The organism is Burkholderia sp. AU6039 (assembly GCF_002223365.1).
In the GTDB taxonomy this organism is placed as follows: domain Bacteria; phylum Pseudomonadota; class Gammaproteobacteria; order Burkholderiales; family Burkholderiaceae; genus Burkholderia.
Map to the genome: position 1 here is coordinate 2,064,023 of NZ_NKFK01000005.1, position 22,425 is coordinate 2,086,447.

The 22,425-nt window shown below is 67.4% G+C and carries 20 protein-coding genes; 10 read left to right on the plus strand and 10 right to left on the minus strand.

The features are described from left to right. Positions 1-3 precede the first annotated feature (3 nt). A complete protein-coding gene (locus tag CFB39_RS26950; protein ID WP_089475123.1) occupies positions 4-927 on the plus strand; it encodes an alpha/beta fold hydrolase in 924 nt (307 codons plus the stop codon). On the opposite strand, the gene CFB39_RS26955 is transcribed toward CFB39_RS26950, so the two are convergent. Beyond that, complete coding sequence (locus tag CFB39_RS26955; RefSeq protein WP_089475124.1) at positions 876-1,442, minus strand: putative glycolipid-binding domain-containing protein; 567 nt, start codon at positions 1,440-1,442, stop codon at positions 876-878. The genes CFB39_RS26950 and CFB39_RS26955 overlap by 52 nt on opposite strands. A gap of 256 nt (positions 1,443-1,698) precedes the next feature. Here CFB39_RS26955 and CFB39_RS26960 point away from each other — a divergent pair, with 256 nt between their 5' ends. The 4 genes from CFB39_RS26960 (at position 1,699) to CFB39_RS26975 (ending at position 8,618) form a co-directional block, all read left to right on the plus strand. Beyond that, on the plus strand, positions 1,699-2,592 hold the full coding sequence (locus CFB39_RS26960) for an urea transporter (protein WP_089475125.1): 894 nt from the start codon (positions 1,699-1,701) through the stop codon (positions 2,590-2,592). Then, positions 2,567-3,343, plus strand: a complete 777-nt coding sequence (locus tag CFB39_RS26965) for a class II aldolase/adducin family protein (protein ID WP_089475126.1) — start codon at positions 2,567-2,569, stop codon at positions 3,341-3,343. The genes CFB39_RS26960 and CFB39_RS26965 overlap by 26 nt, the downstream gene beginning before the upstream one ends. A 52-nt stretch (positions 3,344-3,395) precedes the next feature. Further along, positions 3,396-3,584, plus strand: a complete 189-nt coding sequence (locus CFB39_RS26970) for a 4-oxalocrotonate tautomerase (RefSeq protein WP_039344138.1) — start codon at positions 3,396-3,398, stop codon at positions 3,582-3,584. A gap of 192 nt (positions 3,585-3,776) precedes the next feature. Then, positions 3,777-8,618 (plus strand): NAD-glutamate dehydrogenase, encoded by a 4,842-nt coding sequence (locus CFB39_RS26975; RefSeq protein WP_089475127.1) that lies wholly within the window; start codon positions 3,777-3,779, stop codon positions 8,616-8,618. Between the two features lie 40 nt (positions 8,619-8,658). Here CFB39_RS26975 and CFB39_RS26980 read toward each other — a convergent pair whose 3' ends face one another. The 6 genes from CFB39_RS26980 to CFB39_RS27005 all read right to left on the minus strand — a co-directional run bounded on the left by CFB39_RS26980 (position 8,659) and on the right by CFB39_RS27005 (position 13,550). Next, positions 8,659-9,519 (minus strand): class I SAM-dependent methyltransferase, encoded by an 861-nt coding sequence (locus CFB39_RS26980; RefSeq protein ID WP_089475128.1) that lies wholly within the window; start codon positions 9,517-9,519, stop codon positions 8,659-8,661. Positions 9,520-9,526: 7 nt separating this feature from the next. After that, positions 9,527-9,877 carry a glyoxalase/bleomycin resistance/extradiol dioxygenase family protein gene (locus tag CFB39_RS26985; protein ID WP_089475129.1) on the minus strand — a complete coding sequence of 117 codons (351 nt, stop codon included), beginning with the start codon at positions 9,875-9,877 and terminating at the stop codon, positions 9,527-9,529. A gap of 1 nt (position 9,878) precedes the next feature. Further along, complete coding sequence (locus CFB39_RS26990; RefSeq protein ID WP_089475130.1) at positions 9,879-10,055, minus strand: ribbon-helix-helix domain-containing protein; 177 nt, start codon at positions 10,053-10,055, stop codon at positions 9,879-9,881. A gap of 91 nt (positions 10,056-10,146) precedes the next feature. Next, positions 10,147-10,977, minus strand: coding sequence for an arylamine N-acetyltransferase (locus tag CFB39_RS26995; protein ID WP_089475131.1), 831 nt, complete (start codon positions 10,975-10,977; stop codon positions 10,147-10,149). A 121-nt stretch (positions 10,978-11,098) separates the two neighbouring features. Further along, positions 11,099-11,785 (minus strand): hypothetical protein, encoded by a 687-nt coding sequence (locus CFB39_RS27000; RefSeq protein WP_089432892.1) that lies wholly within the window; start codon positions 11,783-11,785, stop codon positions 11,099-11,101. Between the two features lie 280 nt (positions 11,786-12,065). After that, entirely contained in the window at positions 12,066-13,550 is a 1,485-nt protein-coding gene (locus CFB39_RS27005; protein ID WP_089475132.1) for an amidase, read from the minus strand. A gap of 367 nt (positions 13,551-13,917) precedes the next feature. Here CFB39_RS27005 and CFB39_RS27010 point away from each other — a divergent pair, with 367 nt between their 5' ends. The 3 genes from CFB39_RS27010 (at position 13,918) to CFB39_RS27020 (ending at position 15,990) form a co-directional block, all read left to right on the plus strand. Further along, positions 13,918-14,352: a universal stress protein gene (locus CFB39_RS27010; RefSeq protein ID WP_089475133.1), complete on the plus strand. Its 435-nt coding sequence runs from the start codon at positions 13,918-13,920 to the stop codon at positions 14,350-14,352. 626 nt (positions 14,353-14,978) lie between these two features. Beyond that, positions 14,979-15,227 carry an adhesin gene (locus CFB39_RS27015; RefSeq protein ID WP_089427186.1) on the plus strand — a complete coding sequence of 83 codons (249 nt, stop codon included), beginning with the start codon at positions 14,979-14,981 and terminating at the stop codon, positions 15,225-15,227. A 289-nt stretch (positions 15,228-15,516) separates the two neighbouring features. Then, positions 15,517-15,990 (plus strand): nuclear transport factor 2 family protein, encoded by a 474-nt coding sequence (locus tag CFB39_RS27020; protein ID WP_089427185.1) that lies wholly within the window; start codon positions 15,517-15,519, stop codon positions 15,988-15,990. A 9-nt stretch (positions 15,991-15,999) separates the two neighbouring features. Here CFB39_RS27020 and CFB39_RS27025 read toward each other — a convergent pair whose 3' ends face one another. Next, positions 16,000-16,755, minus strand: a complete 756-nt coding sequence (locus CFB39_RS27025) for a BPL-N domain-containing protein (protein WP_089475683.1) — start codon at positions 16,753-16,755, stop codon at positions 16,000-16,002. 591 nt (positions 16,756-17,346) lie between these two features. Between CFB39_RS27025 and acnB the strand changes: the two genes are divergently transcribed. Further along, positions 17,347-19,932, plus strand: coding sequence for a bifunctional aconitate hydratase 2/2-methylisocitrate dehydratase (acnB, locus tag CFB39_RS27030; protein ID WP_089427183.1), 2,586 nt, complete (start codon positions 17,347-17,349; stop codon positions 19,930-19,932). 119 nt (positions 19,933-20,051) lie between these two features. On the opposite strand, the gene CFB39_RS27035 is transcribed toward acnB, so the two are convergent. Together CFB39_RS27035 and CFB39_RS27040 are read right to left on the minus strand one after the other, a co-directional pair. After that, complete coding sequence (locus CFB39_RS27035) at positions 20,052-20,561, minus strand: DUF4274 domain-containing protein (protein WP_089475134.1); 510 nt, start codon at positions 20,559-20,561, stop codon at positions 20,052-20,054. A gap of 76 nt (positions 20,562-20,637) precedes the next feature. Continuing rightward, the gene (locus CFB39_RS27040; protein ID WP_089475135.1) at positions 20,638-21,051 is read right to left on the minus strand and encodes a PPC domain-containing DNA-binding protein; all 414 of its coding nucleotides are present in this window, start codon (positions 21,049-21,051) and stop codon (positions 20,638-20,640) included. A gap of 333 nt (positions 21,052-21,384) precedes the next feature. Here CFB39_RS27040 and CFB39_RS27045 point away from each other — a divergent pair, with 333 nt between their 5' ends. Then, positions 21,385-22,287: a hypothetical protein gene (locus CFB39_RS27045; RefSeq protein WP_089475136.1), complete on the plus strand. Its 903-nt coding sequence runs from the start codon at positions 21,385-21,387 to the stop codon at positions 22,285-22,287. Positions 22,288-22,425: the final 138 nt, after the last annotated feature.

Here is a 22,425-nt window from a genome sequence, read left to right on the forward strand (position 1 = left end):
GCCATGGCGCGCGCCCACGAGATGCTGACCGTCCAGTCCGGCGACGTGAAACTCGCCGTCTACTTAAGCGGGTCGCGTCGCGCCCCGCCGCTGATCCTCGTGCATGGGTATCCCGATTCGGCGGCCGTGTGGGCGCCGATCCGGGCGCGGCTCGCGAAGCGCTACCGCGTGATCGCGTACGACGTGCGCGGCGCCGGTGCGTCCGATGCGCCGCGCCGCCGGGCCGACTACACGCTCGAGCGGCTCGCCGCCGACCTGAAGGCGGTGGCCGACGCGACCTGTGGCGGCCGGCCGTTCCATCTCGTCGGCCACGACTGGGGGTCGATCCAGTGCTGGGAGGCCGTGACCGACCCCGCGTTCCGCGGCCGGATCGCGTCGTACACGTCGATCTCGGGCCCGTGCCTCGATCACGTGTTCCGCGCGAAGATGCGGCTCAAGCAAAGCCTGAAGTCGTGGTACATCGCGTTCTTCCACCTGCCGCTCGTGCCGTCGCTGGTGTGGCGGCTCGGCGGCGCGGCACTGTGGCCGCGCTGGCTGCAGCTCACCGAGCGCGTGCGGGCGGAGCGCGATCCCGTGCAACTGAAGAACGCGCTGAACGGGCTGCAGCTGTACCGCGCGAACTTCATCGCACGGGCCCGCAAGCCGCGCGAGCGGTATGCGCAGGCGCCCGTGCAGATCCTGGTGCCGGTGCGCGACCGCTACGTGACGCCCGAGATGTCGGTCGACCTCGACCGCTGGCTCGGCGACCACGTGCGCGAGGAAATCGACGGCACGCACTGGATCGTGCTGCGCCACCCCGACCTGATCGCGTCGCGGATCGACCGCTTCGCGTCCGCGCAGGAGCGGCCGGCGCTCGCCCCGGTCGCGACCCGGGTTCAGCGCACAGCGGGCACCGGCGCCGGCAGGCGCCTGAACAGCGTCTCGTAATCGATGACGAGCCCGTCGTCGTCGATCTCCATCTCGGCCGTGAAGTCGCGGAAGATTCCTTCGTAGCGATAGCGCCGGCCCGGCTCGAGGCACGCGTAGGCCTGCTTGACCGGCGTGACCTTCAGGTCCGGCGTCGAGATGTACGCGACGTCGATCGGCCGCCGCTCACCGCGCGCGAGCCCGAGGCGGCCGATCGGCAGCGAATTCGTGAACGGCGTCGCCGCGATGTCGATGTCGATGCAACCGTCGAGTTCCGGCAGTGCGCGGCCCGAGCCGTCGCGCCAGTGGCCGGCGCCGTCGCCGCGCAATTCGAGCGTGCCGCCGCCCATCACCTTGAGCACCGCATAGGTCACGCGCCAGTGCGCGTCGCACTCGACGCGATACGCGAGCCCGTACGCACGGCCATACCGCTGGCCGACCACCGCGCTTTCGACGACGATCCCGCCGCCGCTCCGGTCGAACGTCAGATGTTCGACCCCGTCGCCTTCGAGCGACGCCCAACGCACATCACGCATCTCTCCGCCTCCCGGTATTCCCGATGCGAGGCATCGTCGCACGAATCGCCCGACGAAAGTGCCGGTCACCGCCAGGATTCGAGTCCCGAGCGGGCCGCTCGGCCGAACGTGCCAACGGCGCTGCGTTCGGGCGCGAATCGATATCCGGATTCACCGTTTCGGGGCATCAACCACAAATCCTGACTATCCAGAATTCCCTATTCCGGTGCATCGGATTGTGTCCTATGCTCGCGGCTCGTCCTGTTCCGCCGCCATCATGCCTACCGCCCGCCCCGTCCCGCCGTCGATCGACCTGCGTATCCTGCTGCGCGGCATCGGGCAGATCGTGCTGCAGGCGAATGCGCTCACCGGCGCGCTGCTGCTCGCGGCTCTGGCGCTGACCGACCTGCGGCTCGCGAGCGCGGCGCTGGTCGGCTCGGCCGCCGCCAGCATGACGGCCGTGCTGACGGGCGCCGAGCGCCGCGACGTCGAACAGGGGCTGCACGGCTTCAACGGCGCGCTCGCCGCGCTGATCGCCGTGCTGTTCGCGCCCCATCAATTCGCGGCCATCGTACTGGTGCCGCTGGCCTCGATCGGCGCGGCACTCGTGCAGCGCGCGATGCGCGTGCCGCTGGCGCGCTGGCGGCAGTGTCCGTATTCGAGCCCGTGCCTCGTCGTTACCGCGCTATGGTTTCCGTTTGTCGCATTGCAGCAGGCAGGCGGCGCGACGGCCGGCCCCGCGCTGACGTTTTCATCCGCGGCCGACGCGCTGCTCTCGGGCATCGCGCAGACCACTTTCGCGCAAGGCGCATGGGCCGGCGCGCTGATCGTCACCGGCCTTGCCGTCGCGTCCCGCCGCGCGGCCGCATTCGCACTCGGCGGCGCACTGGTGTCGACCGTGCTGCTGGTCGCGCTCGGCGCCAGCGGCGCTTCGTTCGCCGACGGCCTGCTCGGCTTCAACGGCGCGCTCGCCGCACTCGCGCTGATGCCGCGCGGCCCGCGCGCGGCGCTCGCGGCCGCCGCACTCGCCGCGCTGATCCAGTGGCTCGCGACGCGCGCCGGCATTCCCGCATTCACGGCCCCGTTCGCGCTCGCGTCGTGGGTCACGGTGATCGTCACGCGCCGCTTCACCTTCGGAGAACCCGATGTCGTCATTCGCACACCGTCCTGATGCCGTGAAACCCGGCGGCCCGATCTCGGACGCCGAACGCCGGATGCGCGTCGACCTCGCCGCCGCGTACCGGCTCGTCGCGCTGAACGGCTGGGACGACCTGATCTACACGCACCTGTCCGCGACCGTGCCCGGCGAGCCCGGCCACTTCCTGATCAACCCGTTCGGCCTCACGTTCGACGAAGTCCGCGCGTCGAATCTCGTGAAGATCGACCTGGCCGGCAACCGGATCGGCGACAGCGAGCATGCGGTCAACGTGACGGGCTTCGCGCTGCACGCGGCCGTGCATGCCGCGCGCGCCGACGCGGTGTGCGTGATGCATCTGCACAATACGGCCGGCATCGCCGTGTCGATCCAGCGCGACGGGCTGCTGCCCGTGTCGCAGCACGCGCTGCGGTTTCATGGCGACCTCGCGTACCACGACTACGAGGCGCTCGCGTTCTCGCCGGCCGAAGGCGCGCGGCTGACCGCGAGCCTCGGCGCGAAATCCGCGATGCTGCTGCGCAACCACGGCACGCTGACGGTCGGCCGCACCGTGGCCGAAGCCTATGTGCTGATGGACACGCTGATCAAGGCGTGCGATATCCAGGTGCGCGCGCAGGCCGGCGGCGGGCCGCTCGTGCTGCCCGACCCGGCCGTCGCCGACCGAACCGCCGAACAGCTGCGCGACGGCGGCGCGATCGAAGGCGAACTGGAATGGCCGGCGCTGCTGCGCCGGCTCGACCGGATCGATCCGACGTATCGCGACTGACGCCGCCGGCGCCCAACGCTTCATTCATCCCAACCAATCGGAGCACTCCGTCATGCCGACTTTCAATATCCAGCTCTTCGAAGGCCGCACCGTCGACCAGAAGCGCGCATTCGTCGAAGCCATCACGCGCGTCACGTGCGAGACGCTCGGCTGCGAGCCGGGCTCGGTCGACATCATCCTCACCGACGTGAAGAAGGAGAACTGGGCGACCGCTGGCAAGCTGTGGAGCGACGAGCGCTGAGCGTCAAAAGCGGCGTCGCTTCGGCGCTGCCTGCCCCGCCCTGATACACACGCTGCAGCGCCCGCGACGGGCGCTGCACGCGGCCTCCTCCAGCCGCCCCTCGTTGTGCGCCCGCACATCGCTTTGTCACGCAATCGGCGCATAATGCCGGACAGACGCAGCAGCCGATGGCCACCCGACGAGGAGACCGCCATGGAAGCGAAGAACGAGGAAGTCGTCGCACACCTGCTCTCGGACGTCGTCGAATTCGCGCGCGGGCGCCTGCCCGAAGCCACGTTCCGGATCGTCGAACCCTTCCTGCGTCACTACTACGATTTCGTCGATGCCGACGATCTGCAAAGCCGCAGCATCGCCGATCTCTACGGCGCCGCGATGGCGCACTGGCAGACCGCCCAGAAATTCGTGCCCGGCAGCGAGCGGCTGCGCGTGTACAACCCGATCCTCGAACAGCACGGCTGGCATTCCGATCACACGGTCATCGAGATCGTCAACGACGACATGCCGTTCCTCGTCGACTCGGTGTCGATGGCCGTCAACCGCCTCGGGCTCGCGCTGCATTCGGCGTTGCACCCGGTATTCCGCATCTGGCGCGGGCGCGACGGCGGCATCGAGCGCGTCGACGCGGGCGGCGCGACACCCGGCGACGGCCAGTCGCAGCTCGCGTCGTTCATCCATTTCGAAGTCGATCGCTGCGGCGATGCCGCGCTGCTCAACACGTTGCGCAACGACATCGCGCACGTGCTCGGCGACGTGCGCGCGTCGGTGGAAGACTGGCCGAAGATCGTCGAGATCGCGCGCGCGACGATCAAGGAAATGAAGGCGCGCGAATCGACCGCGGAAGACATCGAGGCGCGCGCCTTCCTCGAATGGATGGCCGCCGATCACTTCACGTTCCTCGGCCAGCGCGACTACGCGCTGGTATCGGACGGCACGGGCTTCGGGCTGCGCGGCATCGAAGGCACCGGCTTCGGCATCCTGCGCGAATCGCTGCGCACGTCGGGCGCGCCCGACGTCACGCCGCTGCCGCAGGCCGCCGCCGACATCATCACCGGCGCCTGGCCGATCTTCCTGACCAAGGCGAACTCGCGCGCGACCGTGCACCGGCCCGGCTATCTCGACTACGTCGGCGTGAAGCTCGTCGGCCCCGACGGCAAGGTCGCGGGCGAGCGCCGCTTCATCGGGCTCTACACGTCGACCGCCTACATGGTGTCGAGCGCCGAGATCCCGATCGTGCGCCGCAAATGCGCGAACATCGTGCGGCGCGCGGGCTTCCTGCCGAAGGGGCACCTCGGCAAGTCGCTCGTGACGGTGCTCGAAACCTACCCGCGCGACGAGCTGTTCCAGGCCGACGAAGACCAGCTCTACGACATCGCGCTCGGCATCCTGCGGCTGCAGGAACATCAGCGCACGCGCCTGTTCGTGCGGCGCGACCGCTTCGACCGCTTCGTGTCGTGCCTCGTGTTCGTGCCGCGCGACAAGTACAACACCGACCTGCGCCGGCGCATCGCGAAGCTGCTCATCGACGCGTACAACGGCGTGAACGTCGAGTTCACGCCGCTGCTGTCGGAATCGGCGATCGCGCGCATTCATTTCGTCGTGCACGCGGAACCGGGCACGATGCCCGACGTCGACACGCGCGAGCTCGAAACGCGGCTCGTGCAGGTCACGCGCCGCTGGCAGGACGACCTCGCCGACGCGCTGCTCGACGCCTTCGGCGAAGAGCAAGGCAACCGCCTGCTGCAGCGCTATGCCGATTCGTTCCCGGCCGGCTATCGCGACGACTATCCGGCGCGCACGGCCGTGCGCGACATCGAGCTGATCGAGCGCGTGAAGGATTCGGGGCAGCTCGCGATGAACCTGTACCGGCCGATCGAGGCCGACGCGCGCGCGTTCCGCTTCAAGGTCTATCGCGCGGGCGACCCGATCGCGCTGTCGCGCAGCCTGCCGATGCTCGAGCATCTCGGCGTGCGCGTCGACGAGGAGCGGCCGTACCGGATCCAGACGCAGGACGCCGCGCATGCATGGGTACACGACTTCGGCCTCGAGCTCGCCGACGACACCGAATTCGACATCGAGCGCGTGAAGGGCCTGTTCGAGGATGCGTTCGACCAGATCTGGAGCGGCCGGATCGAGAACGACGATTTCAACCGCCTCGTGCTGCGCGCCCACCTGAGCGCACGCGAAGTGACGATCCTGCGCGCGTATGCGAAGTACCTGCGGCAAGTCGGCTCGACCTTCAGCGACGCGTATATCGAGCGCGCGCTGACCGGCAACCCGGCGATCGCGCGGCAGCTCGTCGAGCTGTTCCTGCTGCGTTTCGACCCGGCCACCGGCGACACGCGCGACGTGCAGGCCGAGCGGCGGCTGAAGGCGATCGAAGGCGCGCTCGACCAGGTGCCGAACCTCGACGAGGACCGCATCCTGCGCCAGTTCCTCGGCGTGATCAACGCGACCGAGCGCACGAACTACTTCCTCGCCGACGCGAACGGCGAACCGAAGCCGTACCTGTCGTTCAAGTTCAATCCGGCGAAAGTGCCGGGCCTGCCCGAACCGAAGCCGATGTTCGAGATCTGGGTGTATTCGCCGCGTGTCGAGGGCGTGCACCTGCGCGGCGGGCGCGTCGCGCGCGGCGGCCTGCGCTGGTCGGATCGACGCGAGGATTTCCGCACCGAAGTGCTCGGGCTGATGAAGGCGCAGATGGTGAAGAACGTCGTGATCGTGCCGGTCGGCTCGAAAGGCGGCTTCGTCGTGAAGAACCCGCCGCCGCCGAGCGATCGCGAAGCGTGGATGCGCGAAGGCATCGCGTGCTACCAGACCTTCCTGCGCGGCCTGCTCGACCTGACCGACAACCTCGTCGGCAACGCGATCGTGCCGCCGCCCGACGTCGTGCGTCACGATCCGGATGACCCGTATCTGGTCGTCGCCGCCGACAAGGGCACGGCCACCTTCTCCGACTACGCGAACGCGATCTCGCACGAATACGGCTTCTGGCTCGACGACGCGTTTGCATCCGGCGGCTCGGTCGGCTACGACCACAAGAAGATGGCGATCACCGCGCGCGGCGCGTGGGAATCGGTGAAGCGGCACTTCCGCGAGATGGGCATCGATACGCAGACGACCGATTTCACGGTGGTCGGCGTCGGCGACATGTCCGGCGACGTGTTCGGCAACGGGATGCTGCTGTCGCCGCATATCCGGCTGGTCGCCGCGTTCGATCACCGGCACGTGTTCCTCGATCCGAACCCCGATCCCGCGACGAGCTTCGCCGAGCGCGCGCGCATGTTCGCGCTCGAACGCTCGAGCTGGGCCGACTACGATCCGGCATCGATCTCGTCGGGCGGCGGCGTCTACCCGCGCACCGCGAAGACGATCCCGCTGTCGCCGGCCGTGCAGGCCGCGCTCGGCATCGACGCGCATGCGCTGCCGCCGGCCGAGCTGATCCGCGCGATCCTGCAGGCGCCGGTCGACCTGCTGTACAACGGCGGAATCGGCACCTACGTGAAGGCCGCGCGCGAAACCCACCTGCAGGTCGGCGACCGCGCGAACGACGCGGTGCGCGTGAACGGCGCGGACCTGCGCTGCAAGGTGGTCGGCGAAGGCGGCAACCTCGGCTGCACGCAGTTCGGCCGGATCGAGTTCGCGCAGCGCGGCGGCCGCATCAACACCGATGCGATCGACAACTCGGCCGGCGTCGATTGTTCGGATCACGAAGTCAACATCAAGATCCTGCTCGGGCTCGTCGTGTCCGACGGCGAGATGACCGAGAAGCAGCGCAACGCGCTGCTCGCGGAGATGACCGACGAAGTCGGGCTGCTCGTGCTGCGCGACAACTACTACCAGACGCAGGCGTTGTCGATCGCCGGCCGCTACGCGGTCGAGCTGCTCGATGCCGAAGCGCGCCTGATGCGCTGGCTCGAACGCGCGGGCCGCCTGAACCGCGTGATCGAATTCCTGCCGACCGACGACGAAGTCGCCGAACGGCAGGCCGCGAAGCTCGGCCTCACGTCGCCGGAACGCGCGGTGCTGCTCGCGTACAGCAAGATGTGGCTGTACGACGCGCTGCTCGAATCCGACGTGCCCGAGGATCCGCTGGTGGCCGCGATGCTCGTCGACTACTTCCCGAAGCCGCTGCAGCAGCGCTTCAGCGAACCGATGCGCCGCCATCCGCTGCGCCGCGAGATCCTCGCGACGCACCTGACCAACGCGCTCGTGAACCGCGTCGGCTGCGCGTTCGTGCACCGGCTGATGGAGGAGACCGACGCGAAACCCGGCGACATCGTGCGGGCGTGCATCATGGCGCGCGACGTGTTCGACCTCGATGCGGTGTGGCGTGATATCGACGCGCTCGACAACCGCGTCGCCGACGACGTGCAGGCGCGCATGTTCGTCGACGTCGCGCGGCTGCTGGAACGCGCGGCGCTGTGGTTCCTGCGGCATCTGCAGTCCGGCGCGGTGGCCGATGGTGGCGTCACCGAGCTGATCGCGCGCTGCCGCGACGCGGCGGAGCGGCTCGCGCCGCAACTGCCGTCGCTGCTGCCGGCCGACGATCTCGAGGCGCTGTCCGAGCGGCAGCGCGTGCTGGTCGAAGCCGGTGTCGACAGCGCGCTCGCGGTGCGCGTCGCAAGCGGCGACATCTCGGCCGCGCTGCTCGACATCGCCGAAGTGGCCGCGACCAGCAACCGCAGTCTCGAACTCGTCGCGGGCGTCTATTTCTCGCTCGGCACGCTGCTTAACTACAGCTGGATCGGCGAGCGCGCGGCGACGCTGCCGACGCCGACACACTGGGACATGCTGGCGCGCGCGGCCGCGCTCGCGGAAGTCGCGCGCCTCAAGCGCACGCTGGCGTCGAGCGCACTCGCGGAATCGCCGGATTCGACTACGCCGGAGACGATCGTCGGCGCATGGCGCGCGCGCCGCGAAGCCGCGCTCGTGCGCTACGAGCACCTGCTCGCGGACCTGCGCGCGTCTGGCGGCGCGAGCCTCGCGGTGCTGCTCGTGGTCGTGCGGGAAATGGCCGTGCTCGAACGGGCGTGATGGTCGCTGCGGTTGCCGTGGTCGCTATGGTCGCAACACCTCAGACCGTCGCGACCAGCAGCTCTTCCGCGTTGTTCGGCGGCCGGAGGCCGTCGGTGCGATCGGCGAAGTAACGGCGCGTCAGTTCGGCGGCCGATACGTGCGCGGCCTCTGCGAAACCGGCCTCACGCGCGAGCGCCTGGATCTGCGCCGGCATGAAGAAGCTGATGAACGGCGTGCCGCTGGCGCGCGCGCCCTTCGCGGCCATTTCCAGCCCGGGGCGCACGTCCGGTTCCGCATGCTCCAGCGGCAACAGGAACGTCATCGCGAGCGTCGAGCCCGGCGCGAGCGACGCGACTTCACGCAACGCGGCCGCATTCGCTTCGTGCGTCAGGTACATGCTGACGCCGGTCGACACCACGACCGCCGGCTTGCCGGCATCGAAGCCCGCGCCGACCAGCGCAGCACGCCACGACTGTTTCGCCTCGAAATCGACCGGCACGAAACGCAGCCAGTCGGGCACGCCGAAACCGAGCTCGACCAGGCGGCGCTGCTTCCAGGCCTGCGGCGCGGGCGGGTCGACTTCGAAGACGGTCACGCGCGACGCCATGTCGGGCCGGCGCTGCACGAAACTGTCGAGACCCGCGCCGAGGATCACGTACTGGCTCACGCCGCGCGCGGCCTGTTCGACGACGAGATCCTCGATGAAGCGCGCCCGCGCGACGATCGACGCGCGGAACGGGCGCGTGAATTGCGGATCCATGTCGCCGCGCTGCTGCCAGCCGGGTTCCGGTGCGAGCAATTGCAGCCCGACTTCGTCGGCGAGCACGTGCGGTGGCGCGTCGAGTTCGACGTGCAGTGCGCGCCACAGTGCAACGCGCGCAGCGGTGCTGTCGGGGGCGCTTTCGCGGGGTTCGGTCATGATCGCCTCACGCGCCCTGCTTGCCCGGCGCCTGCAGACGCCATACGCGGCCGTCCGGATCGCGCACGGTCATGTCGCGCGTGCCCCAGTGGGTATCTTCGAACGGCGTGACGACGTCGACGATCGGCTGCGGCTGCACCGCCTGCTCATCCGCCACCTTGAGCACGACCTGCAGGTCCGGCGTCTCACTCGGCGGCACTTCGGCGATGAACAGAAAGGGACCGTCGCCGCTGCGCAACTGGCCAGAGTGGTGATCGGTTTCGAACTCCAGCTTGAAGCCCAGCGCCTGGAAGAACTTCGCCGACTTGCCCCAGTTGTGCGTCGTCAGGTACACGGCTTCGATTCGCTCGGATGACATGTCACTCCTCCTTGGTGGACGGCCCCGCGCCCGGCGGCGGCGCGGCCAGGTACGCGCGCAATGCGTCGGCCACCAGCGCGGACAGCGATTGCTCCGTTTCGATGGCGCGATGCTTGACCTGCCGGATCAGGCCGAGCGGCAGGTACACGTTGAACTGCTTCACTTCTTCATCGGTCATGGTGGCTAGTATGCTAGCAATCTAGCAAAAGTCAATCGCAGGCGCGACCCGTGGGTGCGGGCCGCCGTTGGCGATCGGTCGTGAATGCGGGTTACGCGGCGGCGCGCGCCGCCAGTCGCACAAACAGCGCGTCGAGATCGAATCCCGTCGTGTCGATGCCGATCGTGTCGCGCAGGCACGCGCCCCAAGCGGCCGCATCGTCGAACGTGACGGTGCGCCCGACGCCCGCCGCGTCACGGATCGTCAGCGTGGTGTTGCGCAGCGCGGCACGGCCGTCGGGCAGCACGCGGCAGGCGATCAGGTTATGCAGGAAGATCGATTCGGGATACGTCGACGTGAACCAGTTCGCGGCGTCGTAATCGATCCACTCGACCCGCTTCGGCTGGAAGCGATAGGTGGTCTGCCAGCCGTCGGGCGTCTCGATCTGCATGTCGAACTCACCGTCGACCGGCGCGGCGACGACGCGGAACGCGCCGTGCGGCGTCAGCTGCCGCTCGTCCGGCACGAAACGCAGCGGCGCGGTGAGCGTCGCGCTGCCGAAGCCGATGTCCGCGAGCCAGGCCGCGCCGTCGAGATCGATGCGCAGCAGCATGTGCGTATGCGCGGTGGCGACTTCCGGCGGCAGCATCCAGCGCACGCGCGCGATCATCGGCGTCACGCGAAAGCCGATCGCCGTGAGCGCGGTGTAGAACAGCTTGTTGAGTTCGAAGCAGTAGCCGCCGCGGCGATGCGCGAGCACCTTGTCGACGATCGACGGCAGGTCGAGCGCGACGCGCGCGCCGGTCAGCGGATTGAGGTTTTCGAACGGAATCGCCTGCGGATGCAGCAGATGCAGCCGGCGCAGCACGTCGAGCGTCGGCTCGACCGGGCCGTCGTAGCCGATGCGGGAGAAATAGCGCGAGAGGTCAAACGAGTCTGTCATGAACCTGCACCGAAAAAAGGGACACGCCACGATAGCATCGTGCGCAATCCCCATGTTGGGCGCGGTCATCTTCGTGTCGCGCGCGATGCCGGCACCGCATCGCGCACGGCCCCGCGCAACGTTACGGCAGCAGCTTCAGCGCGGACGATGCGACCGACGGCACCGAAATGCCCTGGCTCGTCGCGAACTGCACGGCCTGGCTGAGCGTCGTCGCGAGCGACTGCAACTGGCCCGGCGCGCTTTGCGCGATATACGACGCAGCCTGCATGTTCTGCGGATTCAGGCCCGACTGCAACAGCGACGCCGCGCTCGTCGAACCGAGATTGCCGAGCCCCGACTGCAGTTGCGAATACTGCGTGAGCCCCTGCCCGAGCGACGCGAGGCCGTTGCTGAATGCCTGCTTGTCGATCGGGCCGTGCGTCGCACCGCCGCTCGCGAAGGCCTGGCCGAGCGCCTGCGATACCGATTGCTGCGCGCCGCCCATCTGCGACAGCGCGGCCGGCGTCAGCGCATTGCCGCCGGCGAGCTGGCTCGCGGCCTGCTGCGCCTGCCCGGCCGCGCCGGTCAGGCCCATCGCCGACGCGAGCGACGACTGGCCGGTCAGCACCTGCTGGTTCGCACCGACATAGGCCTGCAGCAATTGCGCGACGCCGCCCTGCGTGGGCGCCGCCTGCTGCTGCCCGCCGCCGAGCAGCGACGCGCCGATCGACTGCAAGTCGAGCTGCGCGTGCGCGGTGCCGCTTGCGAGAATGCCGAACGCGATGCATGCCGAGGCCAGGTGCCGGCCCGTCGCGCGAATCTGCTTCATGTGTTGTCCTCGTGCCCGAATGGTTGAGCCCGATATTGTCGAAGCGCGCCGCGCGCCCCCGCAACGACTGAAACACATCGAAACGAAATCACGGTGCCCGGCCGCTTGCAATTGCGCGCGTCACGTACGTGCTCGAGGGAATTCTTCCGCGATTGCGTGCGATTTCGCGCGAGGGCTGGAATTCGTTCGCGTGCCGCATGAATGGCGATGGCAGCAGAGGTTGGCAAAGTGAGGCGGCCGGTGGTCGGCCACCCGCCTTCGGCTTTCGGCCAGCGCCGCGCTACGCAGCCATCCACGCCGGCAACCGCCCGCCGACCCAGTCAGCCGCCTGCTCGTAGCCGCGTGCAAGCTGCAACACGGCGAGATCGGCGCGCGGACGCCCGATCAGCTGCATCCCCATCGGCAGCCCCGCGTCGTTGAAGCCGACCGGCACGCTGATCACCGGGCAGCCGGCCAGCGTCCACGGCACGACCGTTTCCATCCAGCGGTGGTAGGTATCCATCACTCGGCCCGCGATCTCCTTCGGCCAGCGCTGTTCGACGTCGAACGGGAACACCTGCGCGGTCGGCGCCGCGATGAAGTCGTAGCGGTCGAAGAAGCTGAGCACGGCCTGATGCCACGCGGTGCGCTCGACGCTCGCGTCGAACACGGCCGCGCCCTGCATCGCGAGCAGCCCCTCGACCTCGTAGATCGCCTCGGGCTTCAGCAGCGCGCGCCGCGCCGGGTCGCGATAGTGCGCAAGCAGCCCGCCGCCGGACAGCAGGTGTCGGTGCGTGAGCCACAGGCGCCAGATCCGGTCGGGCGCGAACGCCGGCAACGCGGCATCGACGTCGCAGCCGATCTCGCGCAGCGTCGCCAGCCCCTGCTCGCACAGCGCGAGCACGCCCGCCTCGGTCGCGAGATAGCCGTTCCAGTCGCCGACCCACGCGATGCGCTTGCCGCGCAGGTCGGCGTCGAGCGGCTGCGCGAACACGGCCGGATCGTCCGCGAGCGACAGCGGATCGTTGCGGTCGTAGCCGGCCTGGATCGCGAGCAGTTGCGCGACGTCGCCGACGGTACGGCCCATCGGCCCTTCGATGCCGAGCTGCTGCACGAACACGTCGACGCCCGGCCAGCGCGGCACGCGGCCCTGCGACGGGCGGAAGCCGTAGATGTTGCAGAACGCGGCCGGATTGCGCAGCGAGCCGCCGAAATCGCTGCCGTCCGCCACCGGCAGCATCCGCGACGCGAGCGCCGCCGCCGTGCCGCCGCTGCTGCCGCCTGCACTCCTGGTCAGGTCGTACGGGTTGCGCGTCGCGCCGTAGACCTCGTTGAACGTGTGCGAGCCGAGCCCGAATTCGGGCGTGTTGGTCTTGCCGATGAAGATCGCGCCGGCCGCGCGCATCCGCGCGACGCCCACGGAATCGGCCTGCGGCACGTTCTCGCGGAAGATCGGCGAGCCGTAGGTCGTCCGCAGCCCCTTCGTCATCGCGAGATCCTTCGGCGCCTGCGGCATCCCGTGCATCCAGCCGTGGTACTCGCCGCGCGCCAGTGCGGCATCCTTTTCCGCGGCTTCGGCGAGCAGCGCGTCGCGATCGCGCAGCGCGACGATCGCGTTGACCGCGCCGTTCACGCGCTCGACGTGATCGAGGTACGCGCGCATCGTCTCGACGCACGACACGGCCTTGCCGCGGATCGCCGACGCGAGCTCGCCCGCCGACAGGCGCACGATCGGGTCGACGGGGATGGAAGCGGGAGCGAGAAGCTGCGGGGCGCCGTGCGGCATGCGGAGTCTCCTGGAATCGGAATGGAATGGCGGACCGCATGGCGACGGTCGCGCCCGAACCGGCCGGGAGCGGCCGCGCCGCGGCCGATGCACTACTCTACGCGACGCCGGATCGGCGACCTCCGATATTTTCCGCCGCGATTCATTGCGGTTCCGACTGAATCGAGGCGGCGGGCCACGCTTCGCGCGCGCTGCTCAGGTCGATGAAATCGTTTATGCGCATAAACTTAAATTTCTTATATTTCTATTAGGCGCAGCACGACGCGGCACGTGTTGACGACATTTTTACGCGGTCGTCCGTTCTCTTTAGATCGTTCGGTTCGGCGGCACGCTACGCTGGAATCATCTCGTTTCCTGGACAACGTCCATGCTCAAGCTGCTGGTTCCGGTCGGCCACTCTCCCCGCTCGCTTCAGGCGGTTCGCCACGCGACGTTCCTGTATCGCGAACGATGCGCGTCGGAAATCGTGCTGATCAACGTCCAGGCGCCGCTCGAATCGACGCGGCTGGAGGCCTACTATCCGCTGTCGCGGCTGCGTTCGATCGAGGAGAAGTTCGCGTCCGACGATCTGGCCATGGCCGAGCGAATCCTGCGGGAAGCCGGCGTCCAGTACAGCGTCGTGATGAAGGTCGGCCCGGTGGCCGATACGATCGCGTCCGTGGCGGCCGAGACGGGCTGCGACGAGATCGTGGTCGTCGCGCCGCGGCATGACCCGTTGCATGCGCTGATGTCGGTGTTCCGCCGCAGCGTGATGAGCCGGCTGGTGCGGATTTCGAATGTGCCGGTGACGGCCGTGCAATGACGGGATGACGCGCGGCGACGCGTCGAAGGCCCGTTCGCTGACGGGCCCCGGGTTTGCAACGAGCGGTGCGACACGTGTGCGCGTTACCGCTCAACCGTGTTGCATCGGCGTTCACGCAGCGCTTAGTCGATGACCTTGCGCCAGAACACGAAATAGGCCGCGGCCGAAGACGCAACGAGCAGGATGGCCCACAGCGGAGCGAGGCTGATCAGGACGGAAGAGACGTTAAGCATTTGGATTCCTCACTAATTCGACAGCGATGTTCAACACGCACCTGCTTGCCGGAACCGATGCATGCCTCCGCGATCGCGTTCCGTCAAATCATGCATTCATGCTATCGCTTTGAACGGCTGCGCGACCGCCCCCTTCCGTCCGTAACCTGACATTCGTCAAACTCCCGTGAATCGCGCGCCTGTCGCGCAAAAAACCGTCGCACGCATGTGTCGCCGTGCGTCTGGTTGCGCCTGCCACGCGCATAGAAACCGCGCGTTCCCTCCTCCCGCAAACCGCGAAAACGGGACAGGATCACCCGCCGCGCCGTTATTTCAGCAGACGTTTACCGGGGGAACCCCCAAGTGCTTCGTCGAACGGGTCCGCGTTACGCTTGAGCCACGAGGAGACGAACCATGAGACGAGCCGTACATATCGCTGTTTTCGCGCTGCTGGCGTATCTCATTGGCGATCGCGCGATCCTGCACGCGCAGGGCCGCGACACCAGTCCGCTCGCGTGCGAACAAGGCGCCGCGCAAGTGAAGGTCGATGCGCTCGGCCGCGGTTTCGGCGAGGCCGCTGCCAGCAGCCAGAGCGAGGCATTCATGTCGGGCTGCCTGGTGACGGGGCGCAGCAACCAGGACGTCGCGCTGGCGAACCGCTGATGGGCGTCCGGTGACGCGCAGGCCGCGTTCGGGTTACGACGGCCGAGGCAGAGCCACACACGCCCGCATCCATTCCCGCTTGTCGATCGATGTCGCGACGCATGTCACGGCTGGGACGGTGGTCACACCGAACGTCCGCGCGTAACCTGCATCGCGGCGGGGAAGATGTGTCGACATCGAGTCGATCGGAGCGTCCTTGCCGTATGGCACTCACCAGACGTTCAACCGGCCGCATTCCCGGCCGCCGCGTCGAGCCCCCGCTTCATCTCCAACGACACCCCACCCAACGATGAGCCACGCACACACCGAGTTGATCCAGCGCTTCTACACGGCGTTCCAGCAGCGCGACATCGACGGGATGCTCGCCTGCTATGCCGATGACATCGTGTTCAGCGATCCCGCATTCGGCGAGCTGCGCGGCGACCTCGCACGCGACATGTGGCGCATGCTGGTCGCGCGGGCGCAGGACTTTTCATTGACGTTCGGCGAAGTCGCCGCGGATCAACAGGCCGGGCGCGCCGAGTGGATCGCCCAGTACCGCTTCACCGCGACCGGCCGGATGGTGGTCAACCGGATCGACGCGCGGTTCCGGTTTCGCGACGGACGCATCGTCGAGCATCGCGACAGCTTCGACCTGTGGCGCTGGGCGCGTCAGGCGCTTGGGCTGAAAGGCGCCCTGCTCGGCTGGACGCCTTTCGTGCAACGCGCGATCCGCGCGCAGGCACGGAAGAACCTCGACGCATATCGCGCCAGGCGGAAATAGCACTCACCGTCAAGGCTTCATCGTCGCGTTGATCAGGTCGTGAGCCAGGTCCGGCCGAATGCCGTCCGGATTCTTCAGGCCGTTCTGGCGATACCAGCTTTCGTCGGCTTCGGGATGCGGGCCGACGAGCCCGACGCGCCCCTTGCCGTAGCGATAGGTCGCCGCCGCGATGTCGCGGTTCGGATAAGTCGCCAGCACGACCGCGCCGGGGGCGGCCGGGAGCATCGCGCCGTCCTGGAAATAGATCCAGCGTTTTTTCCCGCGCCAGACCACCGGCGTCACCGTGTCCGCGATCCCGTGCAGCCTCGAGCCCGGCCGGCCGACCTCGGAGTCGAACTCGCCGGCGACCAGCCCGAAACCCGGGTCGCCCGCGAGGTAGGCGCCCATGCAGATACCCAGGTAGCGCCCGCCGTTCTTTACGTAATGCCGCACGGCCTTGATCGAATTTTTCCCGATGCTGGCCGCCGCGCCGGGAATATCCTGCCCGCCGCCCGGCTGGACATAGAGCGCGGCGCCGGCCAGGACGGCGGGCGTGATCTTGAGTTTCTCCGCGGGCCCGACGTAGATCACCCGGAACTGGTGGTCCGATTCCCGCAGGCGCTGCGCAATCGTCTCCGGGCAGCCATCGCACGCGGCCGGGCCACGATAGACCAATGCGACAGGACGGCTGGCGGAGCGATGCGTGTCGTCGTCAGTCGCGGCCGCATGAGCGACCGACGACGCAACGAGCGACAACACCACGAAAATCGATTCTCTGAATCGCATGTTCTTGATCGACAGGATTTGAGGGCGCATGGTCGTTCATGACGAAGCGATGCTCGCCCCGCCTTTTGAAACCCGATTGAAAGTCGCGTGCAATAGAGCGTAGGCGCGCGAAAGCGGCCGGTGTGTAACGTTTCTTGCGCGCTTGTGCAGATATATGCGCCACCGCCAACCGGGTTCCTGGCGCTTCGTTACCGGTAGCACACCTCGCCGGTCGCGGCCTCGAACGGTTCGCGCCGGTTCACATGACTGCAGCCAAAGCCGGCGACGGAAGCACCTGATGCGAACGGACGATCCCGGGGCGCAGTCGGGCCCACCACCGCCCCACAGCCCTCCACGCGTCCCGGCGGCAACCGGAACCACCCGCGACACCTCGCACGCACGCCCATCCGCGCCTCCGCCACACGTCCGAAACGCCCGACTCCCCCGCGCCGCCTCGCTTTCCCGCGCGCCAACGTCAACTCTTATATAAGACATAAGACATTTGACGTTAAAGATCATTGAGATTAGAATCCCGCTGCAAAGCAGTGTCTGGAACAGCCCCGGAGTGCCGGCAAGGCCTTCCCCTCAAACGCAATATCAGCAGGTCTCCCCATGCTTGAAAACTTTCGTGCTCACGTGGCCGCCCGCGCCGCGCTCGGTATTCCTCCCCTGCCGCTGACGGCTCAGCAGACCGCCGAACTGGTGGAACTGCTGACGAACCCGCCCGCCGGCGAAGAGCAGACGCTGCTCGACCTGATCACCCATCGCGTGCCTGCCGGCGTCGACGAAGCCGCCCGCGTGAAGGCCGGCTTCCTGGCCGCCGTGGCCAAGGGCGAGACCGCCTGCCCGCTGATCTCGCGCGAACGCGCGACCGAACTGCTCGGCACGATGCTGGGCGGCTACAACATCCAGCCGCTGATCGAGCTGCTGTCCGATGAAGCCGTCGCTGCCGTGGCCGCTGACGCACTGAAGAAAACCCTGCTGATGTTCGACCAGTTCCATGACGTCAAGGAACTCGCCGACAAGGGCAACGCGCACGCGAAGGCCGTGCTGCAGAGCTGGGCCGACGCCGAATGGTTCACGAGCCGTCCGGAAGTGCCGCAAAGCCTGACCATCACCGTGTTCAAGGTGACGGGCGAAACCAACACCGACGACCTGTCACCGGCCCCCGACGCCACCACCCGCCCGGACATCCCGATGCACGCGCTGGCGATGCTGAAGAACGCACGCCCGGGCATCACGCCGGAAGAAGACGGCAAGCGCGGCCCGGTCAAGTTCATCGAATCGCTGAAGGAAAAGGGTCACCTGGTCGCCTACGTGGGTGACGTGGTCGGCACCGGCTCCTCGCGCAAGTCGGCCACCAACTCGGTGCTGTGGTTCACCGGCGAAGACATCCCGTTCGTGCCGAACAAGCGCTTCGGCGGCGTGTGCCTCGGCGGCAAGATCGCCCCGATCTTCTACAACACGATGGAAGACGCCGGCGCGCTGCCGATCGAACTCGACGTGTCGCAGATGGAAATGGGCGACGTGGTCGAACTGCGCCCGTACGAAGGCAAGGCGCTGAAGGACGGCAAGGTCATCGCCGAATTCCAGGTCAAGTCCGACGTGCTGTTCGACGAAGTGCGCGCCGGCGGCCGCATTCCGCTGATCATCGGCCGCGGCCTGACCGCGAAGGCACGTGAAGCGCTCGGCCTCGCACCGTCGACGCTGTTCCGCCTGCCGCACCAGCCGGCCGACAGCGGCAAGGGCTTCTCGCTCGCGCAGAAGATGGTCGGCCGTGCATGCGGTCTGCCGGAAGGCCAGGGCGTGCGCCCGGGCACGTACTGCGAACCGAAGATGACCTCGGTCGGCTCGCAGGACACCACGGGCCCGATGACCCGCGACGAACTGAAGGATCTCGCGTGCCTCGGCTTCTCGGCCGACCTCGTGATGCAGTCGTTCTGCCACACCGCCGCTTATCCGAAGCCGGTCGACGTGAAGACGCATCAGACGCTGCCGAACTTCATCAGCACGCGCGGCGGTATCGCGCTGCGCCCGGGCGACGGCGTGATCCACTCGTGGCTGAACCGCATGCTGCTGCCCGACACCGTCGGCACCGGCGGCGATTCGCACACGCGCTTCCCGATCGGCATCAGCTTCCCGGCAGGTTCGGGCCTGGTCGCGTTCGCGGCCGCCACCGGCACGATGCCGCTGGACATGCCGGAATCGGTGCTGGTCCGCTTCAAGGGCAAGATGCAGCCGGGCGTCACGCTGCGTGACCTCGTCAACGCGATTCCGCTGTACGCGATCAAGCAAGGCATGCTGACGGTCGCCAAGCAAGGCAAGAAGAACATCTTCTCGGGCCGCATCCTCGAAATCGAAGGCCTGCCCGACCTGAAGGTCGAGCAAGCGTTCGAGCTGTCGGATGCGTCGGCCGAGCGTTCGGCAGCTGGTTGCTCGGTGCACCTGAACAAGGAACCGATCATCGAGTACCTGAACAGCAACATCACGCTGCTGAAGTGGATGATCGCGCAGGGCTACCAGGATCCGCGCAGCCTGCAGCGCCGTATCCAGGCAATGGAACAATGGCTGGCCGACCCGCAACTGCTGTCGCCGGATGCCGACGCCGAGTACGCGGCCGTCATCGAGATCGACCTCGCCGACATCCACGAGCCGATCGTCGCGTGCCCGAACGACCCGGACGACGTGAAGACGCTGTCGGACGTCGCAGGCGCGAAGATCGACGAAGTGTTCATCGGCTCGTGCATGACCAACATCGGTCACTTCCGTGCCGCGTCGAAGCTGCTCGAAGGCAAGCGCGACATCCCGGTCAAGCTGTGGGTCGCGCCGCCGACCAAGATGGACCAGAAGCAGCTGACCGAAGAAGGCCACTACGGCGTGTTCGGCACGGCCGGTGCGCGTACCGAAATGCCGGGCTGCTCGCTGTGCATGGGTAACCAGGCTCAGGTGCGCGAAGGCGCGACGGTCATGTCGACGTCGACCCGCAACTTCCCGAACCGTCTCGGCAAGAACACGAACGTGTATCTCGGCTCGGCGGAACTGGCGGCGATCTGCTCGCGCCTGGGCAAGATCCCGACCAAGGAAGAGTACATGGCCGACATGGGCGTGCTCAACGCGAACGGCGACCAGATCTACAAGTACATGAACTTCGACCAGATCGAAGACTTCAAGGAAGTGGCCGACACCGTGCAGATGTAAGCACGCGGAACGGGCTGCGACGGGCGGTTGACGTCGCAGCACACCACGCAATGGCGTCGCAGGCTGAATGCCCGCGGCGCCATTTTTTTATGCGGCGCCGGGTGGCCGTGCCGGCCTCGTCAGTCGTAAAGCGCGGAAATCCGATCGACGACGTCGAACGGCAAGCCTTCGTCGTACCCTTCCTCGTCGAGATCGACATACTCGCGGCCGCTCGTCGGCTGCAGCATCAGCGCCGGCACCGGCCGCACGACCGGCACGTCCGGATAGTCGTTCGGGCCCGCGCCTTCGAAGTCGTATGGATCGAACCAGATCCCGTGATCGGCGTAATAGCCGTCGGCATAACGCCGCTCGACCTCACGCGCCAGCCGGAACCTGTCCAGTTGATACGACGCGTCTCCCAGGTCGCTTTCGTTCGCGTACTGCACGAACCAAGCGGCGCCGAGATTCCAGTAGATCAGCAGCGCGGTGGCGTGATCGATGTTGCGGTTGTCGAGCAGCCAGCGCAACGCGCGGCCGTTGTCGTCGTAATTGGAGCGCGCGGCGAACCGGTGCCATTGCCCGGGCGTCGCGCCCTCGAGCCAGGTGCGCACGATTTCCCACACCTTGTGTTCGATTTCGGAATCATCCATGGATGGCGGCCTCGCGGAAGTGTGAATGGTGGAAATGCGTCGAATGACCGGCGATTCTAGCGCCGCTTCGCAGCATTCACGCGCCCTCACCGCCTGGCGCGCTCCGGATCACCAGTTCGTTGAAGCCGGTGCCCGCATCGGCTTCGCGCGAGAAACGATGCGCGGGCAGCAGCACGAGCAGAATCTCGGCCGTCGTACGCACCACGCAGCCGCTCGCGACGTGGCCGCCCGTCACGCGGCCGGCCGCATCGGAGATCGACATGTGCAGATGCGCGCCGTCCGGCGAGACCGAGCCGGCCAGCGTCAGGATTTCGAGGTCGCCGCGCAGTTCGGCCGGCTGGTCCGCGCCGGCGAAACGCAACTGCGCGACGCTCAGGCTGCCGATGCCCTGGATCACGAAGGCCGCATGCGATGCGTGGCCGCGCAACGCGTGCTCGATCGCGCCGCGCAAATCGTCGCCGGGGGAAAGACGCAGAGGATGAGCTTGCATGGTCGAGAACCTGTGGATGGACCGTGATATCGACCAAGCGTACGTTCGCCCCGTGAATCCGGCAAGTCATCCACGCTCGAGAATCCCGCGCGCCTGCCGGCGCGGCGCAAGCGTCACACGGCCCAACACTCGCTCGCGAACCGCGCAGCCAGCACGCCTGCGCACACGGGCCCCTGCGGCAGGATTTCGCACCGGCCGCGGCACATCGGCCAGGGTCTGCTTGCATACGGACCGCACATGCGTTCCGCATGTAAGCAGACCCTGACGTATGCAAGAATCCGTTTCTCGAGGCAACCCCTGCTTTCTCGCCCCCCTTCACCAAACGCCCGTCGAATGTCCCAATACGAGAATGATTACGAGCGGTTCCACACCCCGAGCGACGACATTGCCGCGCGGGAAGTCGCGGCGATGAGCGATGAGGAGCGTGCGCGCGCCATGTCGGCGGGGACCGTGCATGTCCGAAACTGGCTCGCCATTCTGGCGTTGCCGGTCATATTCGGGCCTGTGATCCCGATGCTCGCGTACTTGCTGGGTCTGCTTGCATACCGCGGAATGGTCGATCCGGCCTTTGATCTGGATCGTGCGGTTGACGGAACAGCCTTCACCATCATATGGGTCACGGCGCTCTTCATCGCAGCGTGGATCGGCCTGAACTGGTGCGTCGCGACGTACGGTACCCGACAGCGGTACTGGCGCGAAATGCCGTCCAACGGGCATGTCGAACTGGAGCGCCATACGCTATGTTCCGCAATCATCGTGTGGTCGGACGACTACGATCCGGAACCCCTCTACGTCGAGGAATGGATCGACGGCGAGCTCAAATCCAGCAAGGCCCGAGTGAGACAGTGGATCCTGGCCCGAACGTCCATCGGTCATTGGCTGGTGCTGGCTGATCTGATTGCGGCTGACAATTGGTACGGGCCGCCAACGTTCCCCTTGGAGACGAGATGGTTGATCCCGAGGCGAGAATTGGCAATAGCATTTGCGCCACGCACCCATATCCGCATCGGATTGAGATGGAGTGGACCGGCCGCGCCATTGACCGTGACGTCCTGTCTGCTGTCTCACGCCGAATGCGAACGCCTGACTGCGGTGGCTCACCTCTTTGCTTTTTTTCCGCCGGCCCAATATGGCGTCGTCGATCCCTCCGATGCAAACTGGGTCGGGGAACTCGCCGCCAGGGCGCTGGAGCGTGAAATGCCTGTCGACGTGGTGGCCGGGCGGGCATTGACGTAATCATCGTGGGTCGTTTCAACAGCGACTGCGGCCGCCACCGCGCGAAGGCGCCCGGCGAACAGCCGGAAAAGTACGTCACTTGCCGGCGACTGCATAATTACGGGGCTCAACTCAAGGTCTTGCGCACGGTCTTCCGCG

Bases quoted from the DNA above. Each gene is read 5' to 3' on its own strand.
- acnB (WP_089427183.1), top strand. From the start codon at position 17,347: ATGCTTGAAAACTTTCGTGCTCACGTGGCCGCCCGCGCCGCGCTCGGT.
- CFB39_RS27025 (WP_089475683.1), bottom strand. From the start codon at position 16,755: ATGCGATTCAGAGAATCGATTTTCGTGGTGTTGTCGCTCGTTGCGTCG.
- CFB39_RS27020 (WP_089427185.1), top strand. From the start codon at position 15,517: ATGAGCCACGCACACACCGAGTTGATCCAGCGCTTCTACACGGCGTTC.
- CFB39_RS27015 (WP_089427186.1), top strand. From the start codon at position 14,979: ATGAGACGAGCCGTACATATCGCTGTTTTCGCGCTGCTGGCGTATCTC.
- CFB39_RS27040 (WP_089475135.1), bottom strand. From the start codon at position 21,051: ATGCAAGCTCATCCTCTGCGTCTTTCCCCCGGCGACGATTTGCGCGGC.
- CFB39_RS26970 (WP_039344138.1), top strand. From the start codon at position 3,396: ATGCCGACTTTCAATATCCAGCTCTTCGAAGGCCGCACCGTCGACCAG.
- CFB39_RS26985 (WP_089475129.1), bottom strand. From the start codon at position 9,877: ATGTCATCCGAGCGAATCGAAGCCGTGTACCTGACGACGCACAACTGG.
- CFB39_RS27045 (WP_089475136.1), top strand. From the start codon at position 21,385: ATGTCCCAATACGAGAATGATTACGAGCGGTTCCACACCCCGAGCGAC.
- CFB39_RS26995 (WP_089475131.1), bottom strand. From the start codon at position 10,977: ATGACAGACTCGTTTGACCTCTCGCGCTATTTCTCCCGCATCGGCTAC.
- CFB39_RS26990 (WP_089475130.1), bottom strand. From the start codon at position 10,055: ATGACCGATGAAGAAGTGAAGCAGTTCAACGTGTACCTGCCGCTCGGC.
- CFB39_RS26965 (WP_089475126.1), top strand. From the start codon at position 2,567: ATGTCGTCATTCGCACACCGTCCTGATGCCGTGAAACCCGGCGGCCCG.
- CFB39_RS26950 (WP_089475123.1), top strand. From the start codon at position 4: ATGGCGCGCGCCCACGAGATGCTGACCGTCCAGTCCGGCGACGTGAAA.
- CFB39_RS27010 (WP_089475133.1), top strand. From the start codon at position 13,918: ATGCTCAAGCTGCTGGTTCCGGTCGGCCACTCTCCCCGCTCGCTTCAG.
- CFB39_RS27000 (WP_089432892.1), bottom strand. From the start codon at position 11,785: ATGAAGCAGATTCGCGCGACGGGCCGGCACCTGGCCTCGGCATGCATC.
- CFB39_RS27005 (WP_089475132.1), bottom strand. From the start codon at position 13,550: ATGCCGCACGGCGCCCCGCAGCTTCTCGCTCCCGCTTCCATCCCCGTC.
- CFB39_RS26960 (WP_089475125.1), top strand. From the start codon at position 1,699: ATGCCTACCGCCCGCCCCGTCCCGCCGTCGATCGACCTGCGTATCCTG.
- CFB39_RS26980 (WP_089475128.1), bottom strand. From the start codon at position 9,519: ATGACCGAACCCCGCGAAAGCGCCCCCGACAGCACCGCTGCGCGCGTT.
- CFB39_RS26975 (WP_089475127.1), top strand. From the start codon at position 3,777: ATGGAAGCGAAGAACGAGGAAGTCGTCGCACACCTGCTCTCGGACGTC.
- CFB39_RS26955 (WP_089475124.1), bottom strand. From the start codon at position 1,442: ATGCGTGATGTGCGTTGGGCGTCGCTCGAAGGCGACGGGGTCGAACAT.
- CFB39_RS27035 (WP_089475134.1), bottom strand. From the start codon at position 20,561: ATGGATGATTCCGAAATCGAACACAAGGTGTGGGAAATCGTGCGCACC.